16 protein-coding genes are annotated in these 19,406 nt (G+C 71.1%); 13 read left to right on the top strand and 3 right to left on the bottom strand.

The window, feature by feature from the left end; translation table 11 throughout:
- The first annotated feature begins 23 nt into the window (after positions 1-23).
- From O7634_RS31285 to O7634_RS31270, 4 genes are all read left to right on the top strand, one after another.
- Complete coding sequence (locus O7634_RS31285) at positions 24-890, top strand: hypothetical protein (RefSeq protein WP_278153731.1); 867 nt, start codon at positions 24-26, stop codon at positions 888-890.
- Between the two features lie 270 nt (positions 891-1,160).
- Positions 1,161-2,576 carry an N-acetylglucosamine/diacetylchitobiose ABC transporter substrate-binding protein gene (ngcE, locus tag O7634_RS31280; protein ID WP_278153730.1) on the top strand — a complete coding sequence of 472 codons (1,416 nt, stop codon included), beginning with the start codon at positions 1,161-1,163 and terminating at the stop codon, positions 2,574-2,576.
- A gap of 69 nt (positions 2,577-2,645) precedes the next feature.
- On the top strand, positions 2,646-3,554 hold the full coding sequence (locus tag O7634_RS31275; protein WP_278153729.1) for a sugar ABC transporter permease: 909 nt from the start codon (positions 2,646-2,648) through the stop codon (positions 3,552-3,554).
- Complete coding sequence (locus O7634_RS31270; protein ID WP_278153728.1) at positions 3,551-4,456, top strand: carbohydrate ABC transporter permease; 906 nt, start codon at positions 3,551-3,553, stop codon at positions 4,454-4,456. The genes O7634_RS31275 and O7634_RS31270 overlap by 4 nt, the downstream gene beginning before the upstream one ends.
- Before the next feature lie 265 nt (positions 4,457-4,721).
- Here the strand turns inward: O7634_RS31270 and O7634_RS31265 are convergent, their stop codons facing one another.
- Positions 4,722-5,708, bottom strand: a complete 987-nt coding sequence (locus O7634_RS31265; protein ID WP_278153727.1) for a BadF/BadG/BcrA/BcrD ATPase family protein — start codon at positions 5,706-5,708, stop codon at positions 4,722-4,724.
- Between the two features lie 207 nt (positions 5,709-5,915).
- On the opposite strand from O7634_RS31265, the gene O7634_RS31260 reads away from it, so the two are divergent.
- The 5 genes from O7634_RS31260 to O7634_RS31240 are packed head-to-tail and all read left to right on the top strand — an operon-like array spanning position 5,916 to position 10,934.
- A complete protein-coding gene (locus tag O7634_RS31260; RefSeq protein WP_278153726.1) occupies positions 5,916-6,869 on the top strand; it encodes a MurR/RpiR family transcriptional regulator in 954 nt (317 codons plus the stop codon).
- A complete protein-coding gene (locus O7634_RS31255) occupies positions 6,866-7,615 on the top strand; it encodes an SIS domain-containing protein (RefSeq protein ID WP_278153725.1) in 750 nt (249 codons plus the stop codon). Before O7634_RS31260 ends, O7634_RS31255 begins: the two co-directional genes overlap by 4 nt.
- 26 nt (positions 7,616-7,641) lie before the next feature.
- Positions 7,642-9,078 (top strand): N-acetylglucosamine/diacetylchitobiose ABC transporter substrate-binding protein, encoded by a 1,437-nt coding sequence (gene ngcE, locus O7634_RS31250; protein ID WP_278153724.1) that lies wholly within the window; start codon positions 7,642-7,644, stop codon positions 9,076-9,078.
- 18 nt (positions 9,079-9,096) lie between these two features.
- On the top strand, positions 9,097-10,005 hold the full coding sequence (locus O7634_RS31245) for a sugar ABC transporter permease (RefSeq protein WP_278153723.1): 909 nt from the start codon (positions 9,097-9,099) through the stop codon (positions 10,003-10,005).
- Positions 10,005-10,934 carry a carbohydrate ABC transporter permease gene (locus O7634_RS31240; RefSeq protein WP_278153722.1) on the top strand — a complete coding sequence of 310 codons (930 nt, stop codon included), beginning with the start codon at positions 10,005-10,007 and terminating at the stop codon, positions 10,932-10,934. The genes O7634_RS31245 and O7634_RS31240 overlap by 1 nt, the downstream gene beginning before the upstream one ends.
- A gap of 7 nt (positions 10,935-10,941) precedes the next feature.
- Here O7634_RS31240 and O7634_RS31235 read toward each other — a convergent pair whose 3' ends face one another.
- Both O7634_RS31235 and O7634_RS31230 read right to left on the bottom strand, forming a co-directional pair.
- Complete coding sequence (locus tag O7634_RS31235; protein WP_278153721.1) at positions 10,942-12,687, bottom strand: ABC transporter ATP-binding protein; 1,746 nt, start codon at positions 12,685-12,687, stop codon at positions 10,942-10,944.
- On the bottom strand, positions 12,684-14,402 hold the full coding sequence (locus O7634_RS31230; RefSeq protein ID WP_278154127.1) for an ABC transporter ATP-binding protein: 1,719 nt from the start codon (positions 14,400-14,402) through the stop codon (positions 12,684-12,686). Before O7634_RS31230 ends, O7634_RS31235 begins: the two co-directional genes overlap by 4 nt.
- Before the next feature lie 120 nt (positions 14,403-14,522).
- Here O7634_RS31230 and O7634_RS31225 point away from each other — a divergent pair, with 120 nt between their 5' ends.
- The 4 genes from O7634_RS31225 to O7634_RS31210 all read left to right on the top strand — a co-directional run bounded on the left by O7634_RS31225 (position 14,523) and on the right by O7634_RS31210 (position 19,377).
- The gene (locus O7634_RS31225) at positions 14,523-16,232 is read left to right on the top strand and encodes a bifunctional 3'-5' exonuclease/DNA polymerase (protein ID WP_278154126.1); all 1,710 of its coding nucleotides are present in this window, start codon (positions 14,523-14,525) and stop codon (positions 16,230-16,232) included.
- A gap of 167 nt (positions 16,233-16,399) precedes the next feature.
- Positions 16,400-16,891 (top strand): hypothetical protein, encoded by a 492-nt coding sequence (locus O7634_RS31220; RefSeq protein WP_278153720.1) that lies wholly within the window; start codon positions 16,400-16,402, stop codon positions 16,889-16,891.
- Positions 16,892-17,061: 170 nt separating this feature from the next.
- Complete coding sequence (locus O7634_RS31215; protein WP_278153719.1) at positions 17,062-17,655, top strand: nucleotidyltransferase family protein; 594 nt, start codon at positions 17,062-17,064, stop codon at positions 17,653-17,655.
- A 282-nt stretch (positions 17,656-17,937) separates the two neighbouring features.
- Positions 17,938-19,377, top strand: a complete 1,440-nt coding sequence (locus tag O7634_RS31210) for a trypsin-like serine protease (protein ID WP_278153718.1) — start codon at positions 17,938-17,940, stop codon at positions 19,375-19,377.
- The last annotated feature ends 29 nt before the right edge of the window (positions 19,378-19,406 follow it).

Here is a 19,406-nt window from a genome sequence, read left to right as displayed (position 1 = left end):
CGTCGGGGTGGGGACGGTGAGCCATGACGTGGAGCGGGGTCCTGCTGGTCACGGCCCTGGTGTGGGTGGTCAGCGTGATCCGCTCCGTCCGGCTCCGCGCTCTCGTCTACAGCCTGCCGCTGCCGATGACGCTCGCCCTGGTCAGCAGCGGCCACCCGGTGCAGGGCGCGCAGGTGCTCGGCGTGCTCGGCCTCAACCTCTTCTTCGTCACCGTGGCGTTCACGTACCGCCGGCTGCGCTGGCCGATCCTGCTCGCCGACGCCGCCGGGATCGCCGGCTACGTGGCGCTCAGCGCCGGCCTGTTGGCCGTCCCCATCCCGTTCGAAGCGGCCCTCACGTCCACTGTCGTGCTCTGGCTGACGGCGGCGCTGGTGCTGCGCCGTCGCGCCGCCGCGGGTCCGGCCGCCGCTGCGGCTACGGCTGCTGCTGGTGTTTCGGCTGCCGCTGGTGTTTCGGCTGCTGCTGGCGTTTCGGCTGCCGCTCCGGCTCCGGCTGCCGTCGTCGACGGCGCGACCGAGGATCGCCCGGGGAGTTTGCCGGCGCTGCTCAAGCTGGTGGTGATCTTCGTCGGGGCCGTCCTCACCGGGCTGCTCGGCACCGTGCTGCGCGGCATGGTGGTGACGTTCCCGTACTCGGGGGTGCTGGTCGCCATCGAGGCCCGCCGTCACCTGCCCGAATTCAGCAGACACTTCGCCCGCAACAGCCTCGCGCTGGTCGGCTTCCTCACCGCGTACCACTATCTTCAGAACGTCTCCCCGGTCGTGGCGTTGGTCGCCGGCTGGATGGCCTTCGCGGCGGTCGCCGCCGCCCTCCACCTGCCGCACCCCAAACCCCCACCCCCACCCGAACCCCCGTCCCCACCGGCCCCACCGTCCCCGTCGCCCCGTTGATCATGAAGTTATTGGCACTCGAATCGGCGTGTCCTGGTCATAACTTCATGATCAACGGGGTGGGGTGGGGTGGGGTGGGGCCGGGCGGGGGTCGGGGTGGGGGGCTGGTGGTGATAACGGTTCGGGCTTCGGGGCTTGAAGTCCGGGCCTGGCTGTCGTAGAAATTCTTCAGCAACAGAGCATGAACTGAAGAGAATCACCGTGCCTCGCGTGCTGGACGCCATCCCCTGCTAGCGGCGATCCATCCGACCCCGACCCGAGGAGACCCCCATGAACAGGCGTGACATCCTGCGGCGCGGCGCCGCCGCCGGCCTGCTGGCCACCCCCGCCGCCGGTCTGCTGGCCGGCTGCGCCACCGGCGGTGGTGGCGACAAGAGCGACGCCAAGACCTACAAGGGCACCAAGAGCGAGCAGAACCCGCTCGGCGTGCAGGAGGACGCCCCGCTCGAGGTGGTGATCTTCGGTGGCGGCTTCGGTGAGGAGTACGCCAAGGCCCACGAGGCCATGTACACCGAGAAGTACCCGAAGGCGAAGATCAAGCACACCGCGACGCAGGAGATCAGCAAGACCCTCCAGCCGCGCTTCGTCGACGGCACCCCGCCCGACGTGGTCAACAACTCCGGCGCCAGCCAGATCGACTTCAACGGCCTGGTCAGTCAGAACGCCATCGCCGACCTCGGCGAACTGCTCGCCGCCCCGAGCCTCGACGTGCCGGGCAAGACGGTCCGGGACACGCTGCTGCCCGGCGCGGTCGAGGTCGGCTCGTACGACGGCCGGTTCCTGGTGCTGAACTACACCTACACCGCCTACGGCATCTGGCACTCCAGCAAGCTCTTCGCCGACCGCTCCTGGGAGTACGCCAAGACCTGGGACGACCACATCGCGCTCTGCAAGCAGATCAAGGCCGCCGGCATCGCCCCGTGGACGTACGCCGGTCTGCACCCCCGCTACATGAGCTGGCCCCTGATCGCCACCGCGATCAAGTTGGGCGGCCCCTCGGTGGCCACCGCCATCGACAACCTGGAGCCGAACGCCTGGAAGTCCGACTCGATGCGGACCGCCGCCGACGCCTGGCACCAGATCGTGAAGGACAAGTACATCCTGGAGGGCTCGCCCGGCCTCGACCACAAGCAGTCGCAGACCGCGTGGTGCCAGGGCAAGGCCGCGTTCATCTCCTGCGGCTCCTGGTTGGAGAGCGAGCAGAAGGACGTCACCCCGGCCGGGTTCAACATGACCATCCAACCGACGCCCAGCCTGGGCAGCGGCGACAAACTGCCGTTCGAGGCGATCCGGGGCACGGCGGGCGAGCCGTTCATGGTGCCGGCCAAGGCCAGTAACGTCGCCGGCGGACTGGAGTACTTCCGGACCATGCTCTCCAAGCGGGGCGCCCAGGACTTCACCAGGAAGGTCGCCAGCCTCACCGTGGTCGCCGGCGCCACCGAGGGCGTCGAACTGCCGTACGGGCTGAGCACCGTGGTCAAGGCCCTCGACGCGTCCGGGGCCAACGGCTTCAACTGGGTCTACAACAACTTCTACCGCAAGCTGGAGCGCAACCTCGTCGACGCCGCGTGCGGCGAGTTCTTCAGCGGCCGGATCGGCCCGGCGGAGTTCCTGGAGCAGTGCCAGAAGGGCGCCGACTCGATCGCCCAGGACAACTCGATCAAGAAGTACAAGCGAGCGGCCTGACCCGCCCGGCCGGTGGGGGAGCGGTGCCGCCCCCGCCGGCCGTACCCCAACGGAAGAGGTCCTCCCCCCGTGAAACATGGCAAGTGGCCGCTGATCGGCACGTTCCTGGTGCCGCCGGTGCTCCTGTACGTCTTCTTCGTCGTCTCGCCGTACCTCCAGGCTTTCCAGATCTCCACCACCGACTGGCTCGGCTACTCGGCGGACGCCAACCCGGTCGGCCTGGAGAACTTCCGGACCCTCTGGCACGACGACTACGTGTGGAACGCGCTCAAGAACAACGCCATCCTGCTGGCACTGGTGCCGGTGCTCACCATCGTGCTCGGGCTCTTCTTCGCCACGATGCTCGCCATGGGTGGGCGCAAGGGCCGCGCCGGTGTGACCGGGGTACGCGGCGGCGCGCTCTACCGGACCGTCTACTTCTTCCCGCAGGTGCTGTCGGTGGTGATCATCGCGCTGCTGTGGAAGGAGGTGTACCACCCCAATCAGGGGCTGCTCACCAGCGCCGTACACGCCGTCGGTCTGCCCGCGCCCACCTGGCTCGGCGACCCGGCGACCGCGTTCTGGTGTGTGCTGGCGGTGATGGTCTGGAGCAACGTCGGCTTCTACGTGGTGTTGTTCGGCGCGGCGATGTCGGCGGTGCCGAAGGAGATCTACGAGGCGGTGCTGCTCGACGGCGCGTCCCGGTTCACCACCCTGCGCCGGGTCACCCTGCCGCTGCTCTGGGACACCGTCCAGGTCGCCTGGGTCTACCTGGCCATCTTCGCTCTGGACGGGTTCATCCTCGTCCAGTTGATGACCAACGGAGGGCCGAACTTCTCCACCGACGTGATCGGCGTCCGCATGTACGACACCGCCTTCGGCAGCGAGACCAAGTTCGGCTACGCCTCGGCGATCGGCGTGGTGATGTTCTTCCTGACCCTCTCGGTGGCGGTGCTGTCGCTGCGGGTCGGCCGGCGCGAACGGATCGAGTACTCGTGACCACTTTGGATCAGTCCACCCGACCCGTTGCCGAGCCGCCGTCGACCACCGGTCGGGACCGCCCGGTGCGGCGGGAACTCGGTGTGGCCAACACGCTGTCGCACGGTTTCCTCATCCTGTGGGGCCTACTCACCGTTCTGCCGCTGCTGTGGATGTTCATCAGCTCGTTCAAGAGCAACGGCGAGATCCTCGCCGACCCCTGGGGTCTGCCCGGCGCCCTGCACCTGGACAACTGGGCGCGGGCCTGGACCGGAGCGCGCATCGGCAGGTACTTCCTCAACAGCCTGGTGGTGGTGGCCGGCTCGGTCAGCCTCACCATGCTGATGGGCGCCACCGCCGCGTACGTCTTCGCCCGGTACGAGTTCCGGGGCCGCCAGGTCGTCTACTACCTGTTCGTCGGCGGCCTGATGTTCCCGGTGTTCCTCGCCCTGGTGCCGCTCTTCTTCGTGGTCCGCAACGCCGGCCTCTTCAACAGTTGGCTCGGGCTGATCCTGGTGTACGCGGCCTACTCGCTGCCCTTCACCGTGTTCTTCCTGACCGCGTTCTTCCGGACCCTGCCGACGTCGGTGGCGGAGGCGGCGCTGGTCGACGGCTGCGGCCACTTCCGGCTCTTCTTCCGGGTGATGCTGCCGATGGCGCGTCCGGGATTGATCAGTGTCGCGATCTTCAATTTCCTCAGCCACTGGAACCAGTTCCTGCTGCCCCAGGTGCTGATGCAGGGTGACGACTCCAGGTGGATGCTCGCGCAGGGGCTGTTCGCGCTGTCCGTCAGCCAGGGGTACGCCGGTGACTACGCCCGCCTCTTCGCCGGGCTGAGCATCGCTGTGCTTCCGGTGCTGGCGGTCTACGTGGCCTTTCAGCGCCAGGTGCAGACCGGCCTCACCGCCGGCCAGCTCAAGTAGAACATCCCGCCTGCCCATGGCCCGCTCCCAGGACCCGCCCGGCGGGTCCTGGGCCGGGTCGCGGCGCGTCGAAGCGGTGCGGCGGGCCCTTGATCGTGCTCGATCCTGGATACAGTCCCCTCTTCACGCCAGGAGGCCACTACATCCTGGATCGAGCACGATCATGATCGGCTCGGCACGAGCGTGCTCGGCTCGGATCGGCCTGCACTGCCCCGGCCCGGCCCGCCCGTGACGGGCCGGGCGGCGACGGGCCGCGGCGGGGTGGTCAGCCCACGGGGAAGAGGCGGGCGTGCAGGGCGGCCGGGTCGGTCGTCTCGGGCAGCTCGCGGGCGGCGAGCCAGGCGGCCGCCGCCGCGCCGTCGCCGGCGGTGCGCAGGGGCGCGTCCGGCCAGTGCCGGGCGATCTCGACGCGGACGGCGGCGGCCAGTGGGGTGTCCGCGGTGAGCAACCCGCCGCCCAGCACGAGAGGCGTCACCGCGCCGGCGGGACGGATGCGGCTCACGCTCGTGCTCAGGTGGGCGGCGGCCTGGCTGATCAGCGCGGTGGCGACCTCGTCGCCGCGTTCGGCGGCGTCGACGACGAGTGGCGCGAGGCGGGCCAGGTCGACGGGCGGTCGGCGGGTCACCGCCTGGATGGTGGCGTCGACGGTGTCGCGGGCGCGGGGGGCGATCTCGGCGCTGCCGAGCAGTTCGGTGAGCACCGTCGTGGCGAGCGCTCCGAGCCCACGGCCCGCGTCCAGGTCGGCGAGGAGTCGGCGTACCGCTTCCCGGCCGAGCCAGAAGCCGGAGCCGGCGTCCCCGAGGAGCCAACCGTGGCCGTCGGCGATCCGGTCCAGTCGCAGGTCGTGGACCTGTGCGGTGATCGCCCCGGTGCCGGCGATGAGGATGGTCCCGTCCGGGGCGGCGGTGCCGGAGGCGTATGCGACCAGGGCGTCGCCGTGGACCGTGTACGGGCAGCGCAGGCCGGCGTCGTGCCAGGCCCTGTCGAAGGCGACCCGCCCCTGCGGGTCGGCGAGCAGCCGGGCGGCGCCGGCCAGTCCGATGGTGCCGGCGGCCACCCGGGTCGGGTCCAGGTCGGTGAGCGCCGCGCGGAGCGCGGTCAGCAGCTCGGCGGCGGCGCGCTCCGCGCCATGACTGGTGGGGTTGCCGCCACCGGCGCGGCCGGTGCCGACGCGGTGGCCGTCGAGGGTCAGCACGCTCGCCCGGGTGGACGTTCCTCCGACGTCGAGACCGACCACGAGGGTGTCGGGCATCGGCACGGTTCTCCTTGCGCTGGGCGGGTCGTAGGGACTGTTCATGCTGGTCGGCGCGGGGGCAAAGGGCAAGATCCGAGGGCTTCGCCGGGCTGTGCGCCAGGTAACAGTTTGAAAACTTCGCCCACAGTCTTGACACGGAGGGTCGTTCAGTAAGAACTTTTACCACTAACAGTTAACAAGCTTTTCGGAAAGGTGTGGCGACTGATGGTTGATCACGAGGTGGACGCCGCCGCGGGGACCGCGGTGGTCGACGCCCACGCGATCGACCGCCGGCATGCTGCCTCCGACGGGGTGCTGGCCCGGGTCCGCAACGGGCTGGGCGAGCTGACCGGAGCCCTGCGCCGGGTCGCCGACCACGTGCTGAGCGACCCGGAGGCCGCGGCCCGCTCGACGATAGTCGAGCTGGCCGAGCGCAGCGGCACCTCGCCGGCGACCATCACCCGCTTCTGCCGGGCGATGGGCTTCGAGGGGTACGCCGACCTGCGGCTGGGCATCGCCGCCGAGACCGGCCGGGCGCGCTCGGCCGGCTGGACCGTCGACATCGGACGGGAGATCCAGCCCAGCGACCCGCTCGCCCGGGTGCTCGACCAGATCATGGCCGCCGACACCCGGGCCATGCACGACACCGCCACCCTGCTGGACCTCGTCGAGGTGGAGCGGGCCGCGATGGCGATCGCCGGCGCCAACCGGGTCAACATCTTCGGGGCCAGCGGCAGCGCGCTGGTCGGCGAGGAGATGCAGTTCAGCCTGCACCGCATCGGGGTGGCCGCCTGGGCGTGGAACGACGTGCACGAGGGGCTGGCCAGCGCCGCTCTGCTGCGGGCGGGGGACGTGGCGCTCGGCATCTCGCACACCGGGCAGACCCGGGAGACGATCGAGATGCTCGCCGAGGCCGGCAGCCGGGGCGCCACCACCGTCGCGCTCACCGGGTTCCCCCGCTCACCGCTTGCCGAGCTGGCCGACATCGTGCTGCTCACGGCCAGCCAGGCGACCACCTTCCGGCCGGACGCGCTCTCCGCCCGACACCCGCAGCTGGTGGTCCTCGACCTGCTCTACATCGCGGTCGCGCAGCGTACCCACGACCGCGCCCACGCGGCCTTCCGGCGCACCGCCCAGGCCGTCGACGGGCACAAGGCCGCGAAAGGGGTCGTCTCATGATCAGCGCCCAGGGGTACGCGGACGCCGTCCGGCCGGTGCTCGACCGGCTGCTCGACACCGAGGCCGACGGGATCACCCGGGCCGCCGACCTGATCGCCGACAGCCTGCGCGCGGGCGGCGTGCTCCAGGCGTTCGGCGCCGGGCACTCGGAGGCGTTCGCCGCGGAGCTGGTCGCCCGGGCCGGCGGGTTGGTCCCCACCAACAGGCTCTCGGTACGGGACCTGGTCGTGCACGGCGACGCCCCGCGCGACGTGCTCGCCGACCCCAAGCTGGAACGTGATCCCTCCATCGCCCACCAGATCTACGCGCTCGCGGCGCCGCAGCCGCGCGACGTGTTCGTGGTGGCGTCCCAGTCCGGCATCAACGGCTCGGTGGTCGAGCTGGCGGCGCTGGTCACCGAGCGCGGTCACCCGTTGATCGCGGTCACCTCGGTCGAGCACACCGCACGGGTGGCGCCACGGCACCCGTCCGGGCACCGGCTCGCCGACCTCGCCGACGTCGTGCTGGACAACGGCGCGCCGTACGGCGACGCACTGCTGCCGCTCGAGGGCGGCGGCGCGGTCTGTGCGGTCTCCTCGGTCACCACGGCGCTGCTGGCGCAGTTGTTGACGGCGGAGGTCGTACGACGGTTCCACCAGGCCGGGGAGGTACCCCCTATCTACCTCTCCGCCAACGTCCCCGGCGGGGACGAGCACAACATCGCCCTCGAGTCGCGGTACGCCGGGCGTCTCCGTCGTACCGCATGACCCGAACTTCCCAAGGAGAGACGACGATGTCGATTACCCCCGAACACCCGGTCGCACTCGACCGTCGCACGGTGCTGCGTCGTGCCGCCGCCGTGGGCGTGCTCGCCACTCCGGCCATCGGTCTGCTCGGCGCCTGCGCCACCAGCGGCGGCGACAAGGAGAACGAGCAGGTCGCCGGCGGCACCAAGAGCGAGAAGAACCCGCTGGGTGTCAAGGAGGACGCCCCGATCGAGGTGGTCATCTTCAACGGTGGCTACGGCGAGAAGTACGCCACCGACGTGCACGAGCCGCTGTACAAGACGGCGTTCCCGAAGGCGGAGATCAAGCACCAGTCCACCCAGGCGGTCTCCACGGTGCTCCAGCCGCGGTTCGCCTCCGGCAACCCGCCGGAGTTCGTGAACAACTCGGGCGAGAAGCTGATGGACTTCGGCGCGCTCGTCGCCGACGGCCAGCTCCAGGACCTCACCGAGCTGTGGGACGCCCCGTCCGTCGACGACCCGGCCAAGAAGGTGCGCGACACCGTGGTGCCCGGCACCATCGAGGCCGGCTCGTTCAACGGCAAGCCGTACGTCCTGTACTACGTCTCCACCGTCTTCGGCATCTGGTACTCGGGCAAGCTGTTCAAGGACAACGGTTGGGCCCCGGCGAAGAACTGGGACGACTTCATCAAGCTGCTCACGGACATCAAGGCCAAGGGCATCACCCCGTACGGCTACGCCGGTGCGAACGCGGCCTACTACCAGTGGAACGTGATCCTCACGCACGCCGCCAAGATCGGTGGCACGGACGTGCTGAAGAACATCGACAACCTGGAGGACGGCGCCTGGAAGCAGGACGCCGTCAAGCAGGCCGCCGCGGCGTGGGCAGAGGTCGGGGCGAAGTTCAGCGACAAGAGCTTCGAGGGCCTCAAGCACACCGACGTGCAGCTGCGGCAGAACCAGTACAAGGTCGCCCTGTACCCCAGCGGTGACTGGCTGGAGGGCGAGCAGAAGAAGGACACCCCGGCCGGCTTCGACTACCAGCTCATGCCGGTGCCGAGCCTGTCCGCCTCGGACAAGCTGCCGGCCACCGCGCTGCGCGCCACCGCCGGTGAGGGTTACTTCGTCTCGGCCAAGAGCAAGAACCCCAAGGGCGGCCTGGAGTACATGCGCCAGATGCTGTCGAAGGCGGGCGCGAAGGGCTTCACCGAGGTGGTCAAGGCCCCGACCGTGGTCACCGCCGGTTCGGAGGGCTTCGCCTTCCCGCCCGGTGTGGCCAGCTCGCAGGCCGCCCTCAAGGCGGCCGGTCAGGACGTGTTCAACCTGTACTTCGACGGCTGGTACAAGGAGCTCGACACGGAGGCGCGGACCGCCACCAACGAGCTGATGTTCGGCCGGATCAACGCCGACGCGTTCGTGGAGCGGATCCAGAAGCGCGCCGACGCCATCAAGAAGGACAGCTCCGTCACCAAGTTCAAGCGCTGATCGATCGGAGCTAGGGTCATGCGGCACGGCAAGTATCCATTCGTGATCGGGTTCCTGATCGCCCCGGTCGCGCTGTACGTGACATTCGTGATCGCGCCGTACGCGCAGGCGTTCCAGATCTCGATGACCAACTGGCGGGGGCTTTCCGCCCCGCAGTGGGTGGGCTTCGACAACTACCGGAGGCTGCTCGACGACGGGGCCTTCTGGAAGGCGGTCCAGCACCACGGCGTACTGCTGCTTGCCCTGCCGCTGATCACCATCGCCATCGCGCTGTTCTTCGCCTTCCTGCTCAACGTGGGGGGCCGGAGCAGCGGTGGTCAACGCCGGGGGGTCTGGGGGGCGAAGTTCTACCGGGTGGTGTTCTTCTTCCCCCAGGTCCTCGCGGTGGCCATCATCGCGGTGCTGTTCCAGACGGTGTACCGGCCCAACGAGTCCGGCCTGATCAACGGCGTGTTGATGAAGTTCGGCCTGGAACCGATTCTGTTCCTGGTCCAGCCGAACCTGGCGCTCTGGTCGATCATCGCGGTGCTGGTCTGGCAGGCGGTCGGCTTCTACGTGGTGCTCTTCTCGGCCGGAATGGCATCCATTCCCGGTGAGATCTACGAGGCGGCCGAGATGGACGGGGCGACGAGGGTGACCCTCTTCTTCCGGGTCACCCTGCCGCTGCTCTGGGACACCCTCCAGGTGGCCTGGGTCTACCTGGGCATCGCGGCGTTCGACGCGTTCGCCATCGTGGCGGTGCTCTCGGTGGACGGTGGCGGCCCGGACGGCGCCACCACCGTGTTGGCGATGGAGATCTACCGCAACGCGTTCGTCTACTCGAAGTACGGCTACGCCTCCGCCATGGGCGTGGCGCTGTTCTTCCTCACCCTCACGTTCGCGGCGCTGACGCTGCGGCTCACCAAGCGGGAAAGCGTGGAGTACTGATGAATCCGCAGTCGACGCTGCCGCCGACCCCGGCGGCGCTACCGCCGAAGACCGGTGACCCGTCCGCCGCCGCCGGGCGGGGGAGCAGGGGCCCTCGTTCGGAGGTACGGCTCTTCGCCGGCCTGGGGCACGTCGCGCTCGCCGTGTGGGCGGTGATCGTGATCGTGCCGATCCTCTGGACCTTCCTCGCCGCGTTCAAGAACACGAGCGAGATCTTCAGCAGCCCCTGGACTCTCCCGGCGGAGCTGCGCTGGGAGAACTTCGGGCGGGCCTGGACCAAGGCGAACGTCGGCAGGTACTTCCTCAACAGCGTGTTCGTGGTGGCGTGCAGCACGTTCGGCACCATGCTGCTCGGCTCGATGGCCGCGTACGTGCTGGCCCGGTACAAGTTCTGGGGCAACCGGGCGATCTACTACCTGTTCGTTTCCGGGTTGGCCTTCCCGGTCTTCCTGGCCCTGGTGCCGCTCTTCTTCGTGGTGAAGAACCTCGGCATGCTGGACACCTACCAGGGCGTGATCCTGGTCTACATCGCGTACTCCCTGCCGTTCACCGTGTTCTTCCTGGCCGCGTTCTTCAAGACGTTGCCGTCGTCGGTGGCCGAGGCGGGGATGATCGACGGCTGCTCACACACCCGGCTGTTCTTCCAGGTGATGATGCCGATGGCGAAGCCGGGCCTGATCAGCGTGGCGATCTTCAACATCATCGGTCAGTGGGGTCAGTACCAGCTTCCCCTGGTGCTGCTATCCAACGCCAAGGACAAGTGGGTGCTCACCCAGGGCATCGCCGACATCTCGGTGAACGCCGGCTACGAGGCCGACTGGTCCGGGCTGTTCGCCGCGCTGACCATCGCGATCCTTCCGATGATCCTCGTGTACGCCGTGTTCCAACGGCAGATCCAGGCCGGTCTCACCTCCGGCGCGGTGAAGTAACAGACGCTCAATGCTCGTCGGTAGGGGTGTGCCAGGACCGCCACAGGGCGGCGTACGCCCCGCCGGCGGCGACCAACTCGTCGTGGCTGCCGATCTCGGTGATCCGGCCGTCGGCGAGCACGGCGACCCGGTCGGCGTCGTGCGCGGTGTTGAGCCGGTGCGCGATGGCGATGACGGTCCGCCCGACCAGCACGGCGGCCAGCGCGCGCTCGGTCCGCCGGGCGGTCGTCGGGTCGAGCGCCGCGGTCGCCTCGTCCAGGATCAGCGTGTGCGGGTCGGCGAGCACCAGCCGGGCCAGCGCGAGCTGCTGGGCCTCGGCCGCGCCGAGCTGACGTGCCCCGTCGCCGAGCGGGGTGTCCATACCGTCGGGCAGCGCCTCGTACCAGTCGGCGCCGACGGTGACCAGGGCGGCGCGCATCTGCTCGTCGGAGGCGTCCGGCGCGGCGAACGCGAGGTTGTCGCGCACCGACCCGATGAAGACGTGGTGCTCCTGGGTGACCAGGGCGATCCGGCGGCGGCGCTCGGCCGGGTCGAGGTCGGTGACGGGGCAGCCCCCGATGCTCACCACGCCCTCCCGGGGCGCGTCGATGCCGGCCAGCAGCCGGGCCAGGGTGGACTTGCCGGCCCCGGACGGGCCGACGATGGCCAGCCGTTCGCCGGGCTGCACCTCCAGGTCGATGCCGTGCAGCACGTCCGGCCCGTCGGAGTAGGAGAAGCGCGCGCCACTGACGACGAGCCGCTCACCCTGGGACGATCCTGCCCTGCCGGGCGGCTCCGGCGGGACCAGGCCGACGCCGAGCACCCGGGCGTACGACGCGAAGCCGCGCTGCGCCTGCTCCGTCCAGATCAACAGCCGGTCCAGCGGCTCGATCGCCTGTTGCAGGTAGAGCGCGGCGGCGACCACGGTGCCGAGCGACACCATGTCCCTGCTGAACAGGTAACCCCCGACCAGCAGCACGGCGGCGACCGGGATCGGGTAGCTGGCCTCGACGACCGAGAAGAACACGGTACGCAGCGCGAGGGTGGCCCGCCGGGCCCGCCACAGCACGGCGACCCGGGTGGTGCCGTGCCGGACGCGGTCGTCGGCCAGCCGCAGCGCCTCCACGGTGCGGGCGCCCTCGGCGGTGGTGGTGAGCGCCTCGGTCAGCTCGGCCGCCGCCGCGCCCTCGGCGAGGTACGCGGGGCTGGCCCGGCGCAGGTACCAGCGGGTCACCGCCACGATCGACGGGAGCCCGGCCAGCGCGACGAGCCCGAGCAGCGGGTGCAGCAGGAAGACCGCGCCGAACAGCAACGTCAGCTGCACCGAGGCGATGACGATGGTGGGCACCACCTCCCGGACCGTGGTGCCGACCGTCGCGACGTCGACCGAGCTGCGGGTGGCCAGGTCCCCGGCGCCGGCGCGCTCGACGACCGCGACCGGCAGGCCGAGGGTCCGGGCGACGAACTCCTCGCGCAGCTCGGCGATGGCGCGCTCGCCGAAGCGGTGACCGGCGTACTGGGCGTACCGGGTGAGCACCGCGCTGGCCACGACACAGCCGGCGATGACCAGCGCCAGTCGGTCCACACTGGCCACGCCCGCGCCCGCGGTGACCCGGTCGACGATGGTGCCCAGCAACCACGGCGGGGCGAGCCCGGCGACCGCCGCGGCGCAGTGCAACGCCAGCAGGACCGCGACCGCGCGCCGGTGTCGGCTGATCAGGTCCCGCAACGCCCGCCGTACGGTGCGGCGGTCGGCCACCGGCAGCGCCGTCACCGCTGCACCTCCAGGTCAGCGTCCGCGCTGCCCCGGGCCACCAGGTGGCGGTAGTCCGGGTCGCGTTCGAGCAGGTCGGCGTGGCTGCCGGTGGCGGTGATCCGGTCGCCGCCCAGGTGCGCGACCAGGTCGGCCCGGCCGAGCAACAGCGGTGACGTGGCGATCAGCACCGTCGTCCGTCCGGCCCGGGACGCTCGCAGCCGCTCGGCGATCCGTGCCTCGGTGTGCGCGTCGACGGCCGACGTCGGGTCGACGAGGATCAGCACCTCCGGCTCGCCGCGCAGCGCCCGGGCCAGGCGGATCCGTTGCCGCTGGCCGCCGGAGAGGGTACGGGCGCGTGCGTCGACCGGAGTGTCCAGACCGGACGGCATCGCGGCGACGACGTCCTCGGCCGAGGCGGTCCGCACCGCTTCGCCGATCCGCTCGTCGGTGTCGTCGGCGCCGGCGCGCAGGATGTCGCGCAGCGTGCCGGCGAAGAGGTACGAGTCGTGGTCGGCGACGAGGATTCGGGCGCGCACCTCGTCCAGCGCGACGTCGGTCAGCGGCACACCGCCCCAGGTGACCCCGCTGGCCACGTACCTGCCGAGCCGGTCGGCCAGGGCCACGGCCGCCGCCGGGTCGTCCGCCGCCACCCCGGTCAGCCGGCCGGCGCGTACGGTCAGGCCGGTCACCGGGTCGTGCAGGTCGGCAGGGCCGGCGGGCGCGGCCGGAACACCCGCGTGGCGCGCCCGGGGCGCGGTGTCCGGCCACCGGCGGCCCGGCCCGCCGACGTCGTCCGGGGTCACGTTCAGCAGGTCGGCGATCCGCCGCGCGGCGACCCGGCCCCGGATGAGCTGGTGACTGCCTTCGAGCAGGAACCAGACCGGCACGATCAGGGTCGCCACGTAACCGTAGACGGCGACCAACTCCCCGATCGTGACGTCACCGCTCACCGCCATCCGGGCCGTCAGCCAGACCACCGCCGCCAGGAACAACCCGGGGATGGCCATCGACGCCGCCTCGATCCAACTGTTGACCGCGCCGACCCGGTAGCCCTCGGCGCGCAGCTCCTGGGACCTGGCCACGTAGCGCCGGGCGAACAGGTCCCGACCACCCACCCCGGCGAGCACGCGCAGGCCGGCCACGATGTCGCCGGACCGGGCGGTGAGCGCGCCCTGCTGCCCCCGGTAGACCGACTCGGCCCGCTCCAGCCGGCGCAGCAGCGGCCCGACCACCAGCCCGACCACCGGCACCCCCACCAGCACGCAGAGCGCGAGCAGCGGGGAGACCGACCAGAGCACCACGGCGATCACCCCGTACGCCACGACCGCGCCGACGCCCGGCCCGGTCAGCGTCAGCACCTGCGCCGTCCACTCGATGTCGGAGCCGCCGACGGTGGACACCTCGCCCGCGCCGGACCGTCGGGGCAGCACCGCGCCGACCCGGGACAGGTGGCGCAGCAGGACCTCCGCCGAGCGGGCCTTCGCGTCCTCCCGGATGAAGGTCATCGTGCGGTGCCGCATGATGCCGAGGTAGGACTCCACCACGCCCCCGACGACGATCACCACCACCCAGAACGCCAGGGAGCGGGCATCGCGTGCGCGCAGCCCGTCGTCGACGGCGCGGGAGATCAGGTAGGGCCGGGCCGAGAGCCCGATCATCCAGGCCGTGCCGATCAGCCCACCGCGCAGCACCCGCCAGGGTTGGCAGCGCACCAGCCACCACAGGTAGCGCATCGGGCCGCGGGCGTCCGGAGTGCCGGGGTCGGGATGCGGGATCTGTGGGGGCACCTGGTCACGCTACCGACCGACCCCGACAGCGCACCGACCCGGAACGGGTGAGGTGCGCCTCGGTTCCTGTCGCAGGTGGGAGGCAGAATCGCGTTCGTGCTGGTGGCGGTGGTGTCAGACGAGCGGGGTGGGGGAGTCCTCCGTCCACTGGACGCCGCCGGCCGGCCGACCGGCCCACCGGAGGTCGTCGCCGATCTGGCCGCCGCGGTCGCCGCCCGTGAGGCCGCCGAGCATCCGCGTTGGGTCTGGTCGACAGCGCCGGCGATCTACCCGGCGCTGCTGCGCGCCGGTGTCCGGGTCGACCGTTGCCACGACGTCGAGTTGACCGAGGCGTTACTGCTCGGGCACGCCGGCCGCTGGGGTGAGCCCCGTTCGTTGGCCGCCGCCTGGGCCCGGCTGACCGGCGCGGCGGTGCCGCCCGACCCGCCGCCGCGGGCCGCCGCGCCGCCCGGGCTCGGTCAGGGCGCGCTCTTCGACACGCTGCCCGGCCCGCCCGGCCCGGGCATCGACGCGCTGACCCGGGTGTACGCCGACCAGCTCGCCCGCGTCGCCCGGACCGAACACCCCGGCCGGTTCCGGCTGCTGGTGGCCGCCGAGTCGGCCGGCGCCCTGGTCGCGGCGGAGATGGGCGTCGCCGGGCTGCCCTGGCGCGCCGACGTGCACGACGAGATCCTGCACGAGCTGCTGGGCGAGCCGTCCCCGGTCGGCGGCCCGCCCCGACGGCTCGCCGAGCTGGCCGCCCGCATCGCCGACGCGCTCGGCGTACGCCGGCTGCACGCCGACTCCCCGGCGGAGCTGCTGAAGGCGTTCGCCCGGGCCGGGGTGGAGCTGCCCAACACCCGGGCCTGGGTGCTGCGTGGGGTGGACCACCCGGCGGTGCCGCTGGTGTTGGAATACAAGGAGCTCTACCGGATCTGGACGGCGCACGGCTGGTCCTGGCGGGAGCAGTGGGTGCAGGGCGGCCGGTTCCAACCGGAGTACGTGCCGGGCGGGGTGGTGTCCGGCCGGTGGGCCACCCGGGGCGGTGGCGCGTTGCAGATCCCGAAGGTGATCCGGCGCGCGGTGGTGGCCGACCCGGGGTGGCGGTTGGTGGTCGCCGATGCCGGCCAGTTGGAGCCCCGGGTGCTGGCAGCGGTCTCCGGCGACGCGCGGTTGGCGGCGGCGGGTGGTGCCGGCGACCTCTACGCCGCGCTGGCCCGGGACTCGTTCGGCGGCGACCGGTCCAAGGCCAAGGTCGCCCTGCTGGGCGCGATGTACGGGCAGACCGGCGGCGCCGCGGTGCCCGCGCTGGCGGTGTTGAAGCGCAGTTACCCGACGGCGTTCGGTTACGTCGAGGCGGCGGCGCGTACCGGTGAGGTGGGCGGGTTGGTGCGGTCGTGGCTGGGGCGGACGTGTCCGCCCGGCTCGGCCGGGTTCGGCGACCTCGACGACGCGTCAGCCGATCCGGGCGAGGCGGCCGATCCGCAGAGCCCGCGGGCCCGCGCCGCGCGGTCCCGGGGGCGCTTCACCCGCAACTTCGTCATCCAGGCCACCGCCGCCGAGTGGGCCTCCACACTGCTCGCCACGCTGCGTACGGAGCTGGCCGGGACCGGTGCCGAGCTGGTCTTCTTCCAGCACGACGAGGTGGTCGTGCACGCTCCGGCCGCGCAGGCGACGGCGGTCGCCGAGGCGGTCACCCGGTCCGGCGAGCGGGCGTCCGCCCTGCTCTTCGGTGCGACACCGGTGCGGTTTCCGCTGGATCTGTCCGTCGTCGACTGCTACGCCGACGCGACCTGACCGACGCGCTGTCCGTGGCCTGCCCAGCGTGCCACCGGGTGGCCGCTGCGGTGCCAGCGGGTGTGAGCGCTGTCTCCGGCGCCGGTGCGCGACGGGACGGTGCCGGGACGACCGCTCGGTTAGTCTCGGCCCACAGCCGCGCCGCCGGCCGAACCGGGAGGTGTCCCATGGTCACCGGAGTCCTCCGTCATCTGGCTGGGATGGCCGCCGCCTGGCTGGTCTTCGTCGCCGAAGCGATGGTGGGTTACCTCGGCCTGCTGGCGTACGCGTTGGTCACCGGGTCCGAGGTGGGTGGGCCGTTGGCCGGGCCGATGCTCGTGGTGATCGCCGCAGTGCTCGGTGGGGCTCTGGTCCCACTGCTCTTCCTGCCGGCGGTGGTGGTCGCGGAGGCTCGCGGGCGGCGGCGGGGGACCGCCGGGGTGGTGGGCCCGGCCGTGTTCGTCGCTGTCGTTCTCGCCGCCGCGTACGCCGTGGGCGCGGCGGCTGTCACGCAGGTGTCCGCTGGTCATCTGCCCTTGGTGGCTGCGGTGGCCGCGCTCCTCGTCGTCGCCCCTGTCGTCCTCTACGCGCTCACCGCGCGCGGGCTCGGCTGGGTGGCCCAGTGGGTTTCCCGGCACCGGAGCGGCTCCGTCGACGTGTGGTCTCCGACAGTGTCGTGACCGTCTCCGCGCCGCCTTGGGAGATGCCGGGCGTGTAACGGTTGTGCTATTTCTCCTTTTCGCCCCGCCACTCCCCGCTGGCCGTCCTCGTTGCAGTGTCCGTAGGAGGGGACGGGCCGGTAACGGTTCGTCCCGTGCTGGAGGGGGCGCAGCTGAACGGGATCGCAGGAATGATCATCGCGGCGGGTGGCGGACGACGGATCGGTGGTCCGGAGGCGCTGCTGCACCAGGGGTGCAAGCCCCTGGTCAACCAGATGATCGACACGATGACCGAGGCGGGCTGTGAGCGGATCGTGGTCGTCCTGGGCGCCGCCGCCGAGCAGGTGCAGGAGACCGCCGATCTGACGAGGGTCACCGTCGTGATCAACAAGGCCTGGGGCACCGGAGTGGGCTCGTCCATCCGGGCCGGCCTCGCTGCCCTGCACGACGACGGCATCGAGGCGGTGGTGGTCGTCCCCGTGGACATGCCGGGCCTGACCACCGCGGCGGTCCTGCGGGTGGCCGCGCTGCCGTACCCCGACGTGCTGGTCTGCGCCACCTACGACGGGCTGCGCGGCTACCCGATGCTCTTCGGCCGCCGGCACTGGCCCGGCATCGCGACGTTGGCCAGCGCCGACGTGGGCGCCCGGCCGTACCTGTTGGCGCACAAGGACCAGATCGTCGACATCGCCTGCGACTCGGTGGCCGACGGCAGCCGGGTCGACACCCCGGAGCTGATGGAGATGTACGGCCTCACCGTCCCACCCCAGCGCGTGGGGGTCTGACCCCGGCCCCGTACTCCGCCGATCTTGCATTCCCCGTCGCCGGAACAGCAAGCGCAAGATCGACGTGGTCCTGGTGGAGGAGGATCGAGCCGGCTGGTGGTTGCCCTTCCGTATCGCGAACGTCGATGTTGTGGGCCGAGTCGCCGTACCACTACGCTGTGGCAGCGCGGTCTCGCTTCCACGGGGGTTGTTGTGGCATCGCCGTTGTTGCTTGCCTGTGTGCGCGCTGGGCTGTCCGCTCGGGCAGCCCACCTCTGGCAAAGCGGTGAACGGGGATGATTGGTGAAGATCGCGAAAACGGGTTGGCGGGCTGCCCTACCGCTCGTTCTGGTGGCGGCGGGACTGACCTCGTCAGCGGTGCCGGCGCAGGCGGCTGTCAGCGTCCCGGCCGCTGACGGCACATACCGGTTCGTCGCCAAACTGGTGATCGGGCAACCCGGTGCGGAGGGAGGCACCTCCTGCTCGGGCGCGCTGGTCGCGCCCCAGTGGGTGGTCACCGCAAAGACCTGTTTCGGCCTGTCCGGGGTAGCCCTCGGCCCACCGCCACGGCCGACCACGGTGACCGTCGGGCGAGCGAGTCTCAGTTCCTCCGCCGGTGCGGTCGTCGCCGTCGACAGGCTGGTTCCACACCCGGGGCGAAACGTCGTGCTCGTTCGGCTCGCGAACCCGGTGAACGACGTCACGCCGATCAGGCTCGCCGCAACCGAACCGCGCTACGGGCAGGTGTTGCGCGTCGCGGGTTTCGGCCGGACGGCGACCGAGTGGGTGCCGGACCGGATGCACACGGCGCAGTTCACTGTGGGAGGCTGGGCCGACCAGACGGCGACGACCTTCGACATCAAGGGCCGTGATCCGGTGAACGCCAGCATCTGCAAGGGTGACGCGGGTGGGCCGGCGTTCCGAGAGCTCGACGCGGGCCCGGAGCTGGTGGGGATAAACGGCACGTCCTGGCAGGCCGGGTGCATCGGCGAAACCCAGACCCGCCAGGGTGCTGTCGAGGTCCGTGTCGACGACCTCGCCGACTGGGTCCGTCGCAGCATCGTCGACTTTCCTCTCAACGACCGCTCGCTCTACCGCGAGACGGCGGGGTCGATCTCGGTCATCGCCGGGGGAGCTCCCATCTGGTTCGACAGCATTGCCGAGATCAGTGCGACGGGCTACAACCCCGCGTGGGCCGACGTTCCGAACGGCACCTTCGGCCTGCTGCCGAGAGTTCCGCGCAACGGCACCGTGGTGTCCGGTCCGCAGCACGGCATCTACGTGGTCGCGGGCGGTGCGAGGATCTGGTTCAACACCCCGCAGGAGATCGTTGATACCGGTTACGGCGGGGTGCCGCCGACCCTTCTGCCCACCCGTTACCTCGACACCCTCCCCACTGTGCCGCGTGACGGCACCGTGGTGTCCGGTCCGAATCACGGCATCTACGTGTTCGTGGGTGGCGCGATGGTCTGGTTCAACAGCCCGCAGGAGATGGCCGCCACCGGTTACGGCGGAGTGACGCCGGCGATCCTGCCCACGCGGTACCTGGACAGCATCGGCGGGGTTCCCCGCGACGGCACGATGGTGAGCAATCCGCAGGGCGACGTCTACCTGATCGTCGGTGGCGCCAAGAGGTACTTCCGCTCGTGGGACGAGATCGTCGAGAGCGGGTACGCGGACGCGCCGCTCACTGTTCTCCCGGCCCGCTACCTCGACGGCTTGCCGACCGCCTCCTCGGACTGACCTGACGGTCGACGGGCTGGATGTGTTCG

Source organism: Micromonospora sp. WMMD1120 (genome assembly GCF_029626235.1).
In the GTDB taxonomy this organism is placed as follows: Bacteria; Actinomycetota; Actinomycetes; order Mycobacteriales; family Micromonosporaceae; genus Micromonospora.
The sequence above is the reverse complement of the archived record's forward strand: the minus strand, read 5'-3'. Positions and strand labels throughout refer to the sequence as shown.

Excerpts from the sequence above, each read along its gene's own strand:
- O7634_RS31285 (WP_278153731.1), top strand. The coding sequence starts at position 24 with ATGACGTGGAGCGGGGTCCTGCTGGTCACGGCCCTGGTGTGGGTGGTC.
- ngcE (WP_278153730.1), top strand. The coding sequence starts at position 1,161 with ATGAACAGGCGTGACATCCTGCGGCGCGGCGCCGCCGCCGGCCTGCTG.
- O7634_RS31265 (WP_278153727.1), bottom strand. The coding sequence starts at position 5,708 with ATGCCCGACACCCTCGTGGTCGGTCTCGACGTCGGAGGAACGTCCACC.
- O7634_RS31260 (WP_278153726.1), top strand. The coding sequence starts at position 5,916 with ATGGTTGATCACGAGGTGGACGCCGCCGCGGGGACCGCGGTGGTCGAC.
- O7634_RS31255 (WP_278153725.1), top strand. The coding sequence starts at position 6,866 with ATGATCAGCGCCCAGGGGTACGCGGACGCCGTCCGGCCGGTGCTCGAC.
- ngcE (WP_278153724.1), top strand. The coding sequence starts at position 7,642 with ATGTCGATTACCCCCGAACACCCGGTCGCACTCGACCGTCGCACGGTG.
- O7634_RS31245 (WP_278153723.1), top strand. The coding sequence starts at position 9,097 with ATGCGGCACGGCAAGTATCCATTCGTGATCGGGTTCCTGATCGCCCCG.
- O7634_RS31240 (WP_278153722.1), top strand. The coding sequence starts at position 10,005 with ATGAATCCGCAGTCGACGCTGCCGCCGACCCCGGCGGCGCTACCGCCG.
- O7634_RS31230 (WP_278154127.1), bottom strand. The coding sequence starts at position 14,402 with ATGCGCTACCTGTGGTGGCTGGTGCGCTGCCAACCCTGGCGGGTGCTG.
- O7634_RS31220 (WP_278153720.1), top strand. The coding sequence starts at position 16,400 with ATGGTCACCGGAGTCCTCCGTCATCTGGCTGGGATGGCCGCCGCCTGG.
- O7634_RS31215 (WP_278153719.1), top strand. The coding sequence starts at position 17,062 with ATGATCATCGCGGCGGGTGGCGGACGACGGATCGGTGGTCCGGAGGCG.